Raw genomic sequence first — 3642 nt, forward strand, 5'->3', positions numbered from 1 at the left:
GCTGGGCGGCGACGTCGCCAGGCGCGCGGCGCCGGACCACGGGATCGGGCCACGCCAGCAAGCCGGAGCCGACGTAGCCGAGGCCTTGCGCCGGTTCCAGCAACTGACACCGCCGCTCGCCGCCAAGGCGCTCGAAGACACGCTGTTCTACCGCTACGGCCCGCTGTTGTCGCGCAACGAAGTCGGCGCATCGCCAGCTCGATTCGCCTTGGCGCCCGAAGCCTTTCACGCCCTGGTCCAGGCCCGCGCGACCGACTTCCCCCATGCCATGCTGGCCACAGCCACGCACGACCACAAGCGCGGCGAGGACACGAGGTGCCGTCTGGCGGTGTTGTCGGAAATGCCCGAAGAATGGCGCAAGACCGCCTATCGCTGGATCCGCGCATTGCCGGATGGCGGCCATCTTTCCCTGGCGGACCGCTACATGCTCGTGCAGACCCTGGTGGGCGCATGGCCGGCGGATTGGGCGGCTGACACGGTTGAGCATAAGGCCGACGTCATGGCCGACTGGACCGCACGCGTGGCGCAGTGGCAGCTCAAGGCCCTGCGCGAGGCGAAAATCCACACCAGCTGGACCGATCCGGATCCCGCATACGAAGACGCCGCGCGCGCCACGCTTGCGTTCCTGCAGGATGCGGGTCCTGGACGCCGCCTGATGGCGGAGATCGCGGCTTATGCCTTGGGGCTGGCGCCCGCGGGGATGATCAACAGCCTCTCGCAGACACTGTTGCGCAATACGCTGCCTGGCGTGCCGGACCTGTACCAGGGGACCGAGCTATGGGATTACAGCCTGGTCGATCCCGACAACCGGCGCGCGGTGGACTATCCGCGGCGGATTTCCCTGCTGGCCCAGGCCCCGGCCGCTGAAGGCAGAATGTCCACGCGGGAATCGGACTGGCGCAGCGGGGCGGTCAAGCAGGCGCTGATCCAGCGGCTGCTGGCGGCGCGGCGGCGCCATCCGGCATTGTCCAGCCATGGAGGCTGCGACCGCCTGAAGGTAACCGGCCCGAATGCCCATCACGTTCTTGCCTGGCTGCGGCGTGACGAAGAGGAGGCTGCCCTGATCATTGCCCCGCGGCTGTGCGCACGCCAGCTGTCCGGCTACGCGAGCGGCGAGCCTGCAACGGCGCGGCAGTTCTGGGCAGGTACCGCCATCTGTCCGCCTGATGTCATGAAGAGCATGGCGTGGCGCAACGCTGTAAGCGGTGAGAGGGTGCAGCCCGGCCCCGACGGCGCGCTGCATCTGCATGAGCTGTTGCACGACCTGCCGGTAGCGTTGTGCCTGTCCGCTCATCCCTGATGATGAGTCCTTGCGCGGATGTCGTGCATGAAAAAACGGCCTTGTCCGCCCACAGCGGGACAAGGCCGTCTTGTTACCGCGATACCCGCCCGACTATAGGGTCCGGAACACGCGGTCTACGAGTCAGCGCGGCATTTTGCTTTGCTGCCCGGGGTTCTGGCCAGGTTGCTGCCGGTCTTTATCGGCATGCTGGCCGGGCTGGCCGGGCTGTTGCTGCCCAGGCTGATTGCGGTCCTTGGGGTTTTCCTGGGCCTGTTGCTTCTGCTGCTGCTTTTGCTGGTCGGGCTGGTTCTGATTGGGCATTGCAAGTCTCCTGGAAGACGGAAAAAACTCCGCCGTCATCCATACAGCAACCCGCATGCCCAAACCCGGCAGCTAGCCGTCCGCGCTCCTGAGCGCATGGGGGACGCAAGGCCCGAGGGTAAAGTCCGGCCCAGCCGGTAAAAAATGCGCTTGGCGGCCGGCGCTATTGCGTGGCCGCGTGCCGCTTGCCGCGCACGGACTGGGGCTCCTGGGCGGAAGCATCGTAGGTATCGAGCCAGGACGAGGTGTAGGCGGCGGGCGCGGCCAGCGGTTCGCCCTGGTCGCGCTGCGTGCGCAGGCGGACCGTCAATTCGTCCAGCGGCATGGGACGGCCCAGCGCGAAGCCCTGTCCGTAGCGGCAACCGGCGGCCCGCAAGGCGGGAATGTCCGCCACGTTCTCGACGCCTTCGGCCACCACGCGCCGGCCCAACCGGTTGGCGAGTTCGGCGGCGGTGCGCAGCACTTCGAACGCGACGGCGCTGCGCCGCATGCGCGTGACGAAATACTGGTCGATCTTGACTTCCGACAGCGGCAGCGCCGACAGCAGCTTGAGCGAGGCATGGCCGGTGCCGAAATCGTCCAGGCTGACTTCGCAGCCCGCGTTTTCGAGCTTCAGCAGCGTGGCGCGCAGCACGTCGAGTTCGCGAATGGGCTGGTCTTCCGTCAGTTCCACCCGGACCAGCGATGCCGGCAGTTCCGCCGCGTAAATGCGGTCCAGCAGGAAATCCACCGCCGCTTCATCCGACAAGGTGGAGGCCGGCGCATTGATGGCTACGGGGATCGCGATGCCGGCGCGCCGCATCGTCAGCAGCATGTCTATGACCCGCAGACAGACGCGTTCGAACAGCACTTTGTCCAGCCCCAGGCGATTGACCGCCGGGATGAATTCGGAGGGCATGATGATGCCCAGCCGCCGATGCCGCCAGCGCGCCAGCGCTTCGGCCGACACGATCCTGCCTGTCAGCAAGTCCACCTGCGGCTGCAACAGCATGCGCAGGCCATCCTTGCCGGTGATCATGGCGGCGATCTCGTCGTCGCTCGCCACCGAGTCTGTGGAAGCCTCGTGATTCGACATCATGTCGACACTCCTTGCGTACCCCTGGGCGTAACCTGCGCTGTCCGGGCGCAGAAAGAGGCACATTGGACTGAGTATTCCCAGCTACAGCGCTTTTTGTATGCCATTTCCAGACTTTGTTCCAGGCAATTCTGCGCCCCTGCGGCGGCAAAGTCACATATATGTATCCATACGTATTAAGCTGCTCGGATTCATGAACGAAGCCGCTATCGCCGAAGCCCTGCCCGCCTCCCGCCGGAATTCCTTGTCGACATGGTAGGGTTGGCCTCATTCGCCCTGCCGGGCCCACTGCCGCTGCCGTATTCCTAGCGTGAAGAACCTGTTTTCCCGTTGGCGCGCTTGCTTGCGCAACGTCCTCTGGTTGGACGCCCTCCAAGCCGCGGCCATCAGCGCCGCGCCCGTCATCCTGGCCGTGCTGGCGCATGAACCGCGCCTGGGCTGGAGCGCCATCGCCGCGTTCTGGGCCTGCTTCGGCGATCCGGGCGGCCCCTTGCGCCAGCGCGCCGGCGCGATGCTGGCGTTGGGGCTGATCGGCGCGCTGTTCTGCTTCCTGGCCAGCGTCAGCGCCGCCCATCTGTGGTTGTTGCTGCCGCTTACCTTCGTATGCTGCACCTTCGGCGGCCTCTTGCGCGTGCTGGGGCCGGCCGCGGCCATCGTCGGCACCTTGCTGTCCGCGGGCTTCGTGGTGGCGGCCGAGCTGCCCGCTCCAACCTGGACGGAAAGCCTGTCATACACGCTGTTCTTCCTGGCCGGCGCGGCCTGGGCCATCCTGATGACCGCGCTGGTGTGGCGCAGGCGGCCGTGGAAGGACGCCACCCATGCCGTCGCGCATTGCTACCGCGGCCTGGCGGATTTCGCCGACGCACTGGCCCGCATGTACTCCGGGCTGGCGCCGGCCGCCGACCCCGAGGCCTGGAGCGCCGTCACGCGCCCGCAGCGCAGCGCCCAACGCGCCGCGCTGGAG

The 3642-nt window shown here is 67.0% G+C and carries 2 protein-coding genes and 2 pseudogenes; 2 read left to right on the forward strand and 2 right to left on the reverse strand.

The window, feature by feature from the left end; translation table 11 throughout:
- Positions 1–1300 (forward strand): annotated as a pseudogene (locus VIR09_RS13970) (malto-oligosyltrehalose synthase); the annotation flags it as partial.
- Between the two features lie 123 nt (positions 1301–1423).
- On the opposite strand, the gene VIR09_RS13975 reads toward VIR09_RS13970, so the two are convergent.
- Together VIR09_RS13975 and VIR09_RS13980 are read right to left on the reverse strand one after the other, a co-directional pair.
- Positions 1424–1603 carry a hypothetical protein gene (locus tag VIR09_RS13975; RefSeq protein WP_332013402.1) on the reverse strand — a complete coding sequence of 60 codons (180 nt, stop codon included), beginning with the start codon at positions 1601–1603 and terminating at the stop codon, positions 1424–1426.
- A 163-nt stretch (positions 1604–1766) separates the two neighbouring features.
- Positions 1767–2681: an EAL domain-containing protein gene (locus VIR09_RS13980; protein WP_332013403.1), complete on the reverse strand. Its 915-nt coding sequence runs from the start codon at positions 2679–2681 to the stop codon at positions 1767–1769.
- Between the two features lie 340 nt (positions 2682–3021).
- On the opposite strand from VIR09_RS13980, the pseudogene VIR09_RS13985 reads away from it, so the two are divergent.
- Positions 3022–3642: pseudogene (locus VIR09_RS13985) on the forward strand (FUSC family membrane protein); the annotation flags it as partial.

It is taken from the genome of Achromobacter sp. (assembly GCF_036567245.1).
Classification (GTDB): Bacteria; Pseudomonadota; Gammaproteobacteria; order Burkholderiales; family Burkholderiaceae_B; genus Achromobacter.

Coding starts and splice junctions, on each gene's coding strand:
- VIR09_RS13975 (WP_332013402.1), bottom strand. CDS start 1,603: ATGCCCAATCAGAACCAGCCCGACCAGCAAAAGCAGCAGCAGAAGCAA.
- VIR09_RS13980 (WP_332013403.1), bottom strand. CDS start 2,681: ATGATGTCGAATCACGAGGCTTCCACAGACTCGGTGGCGAGCGACGAC.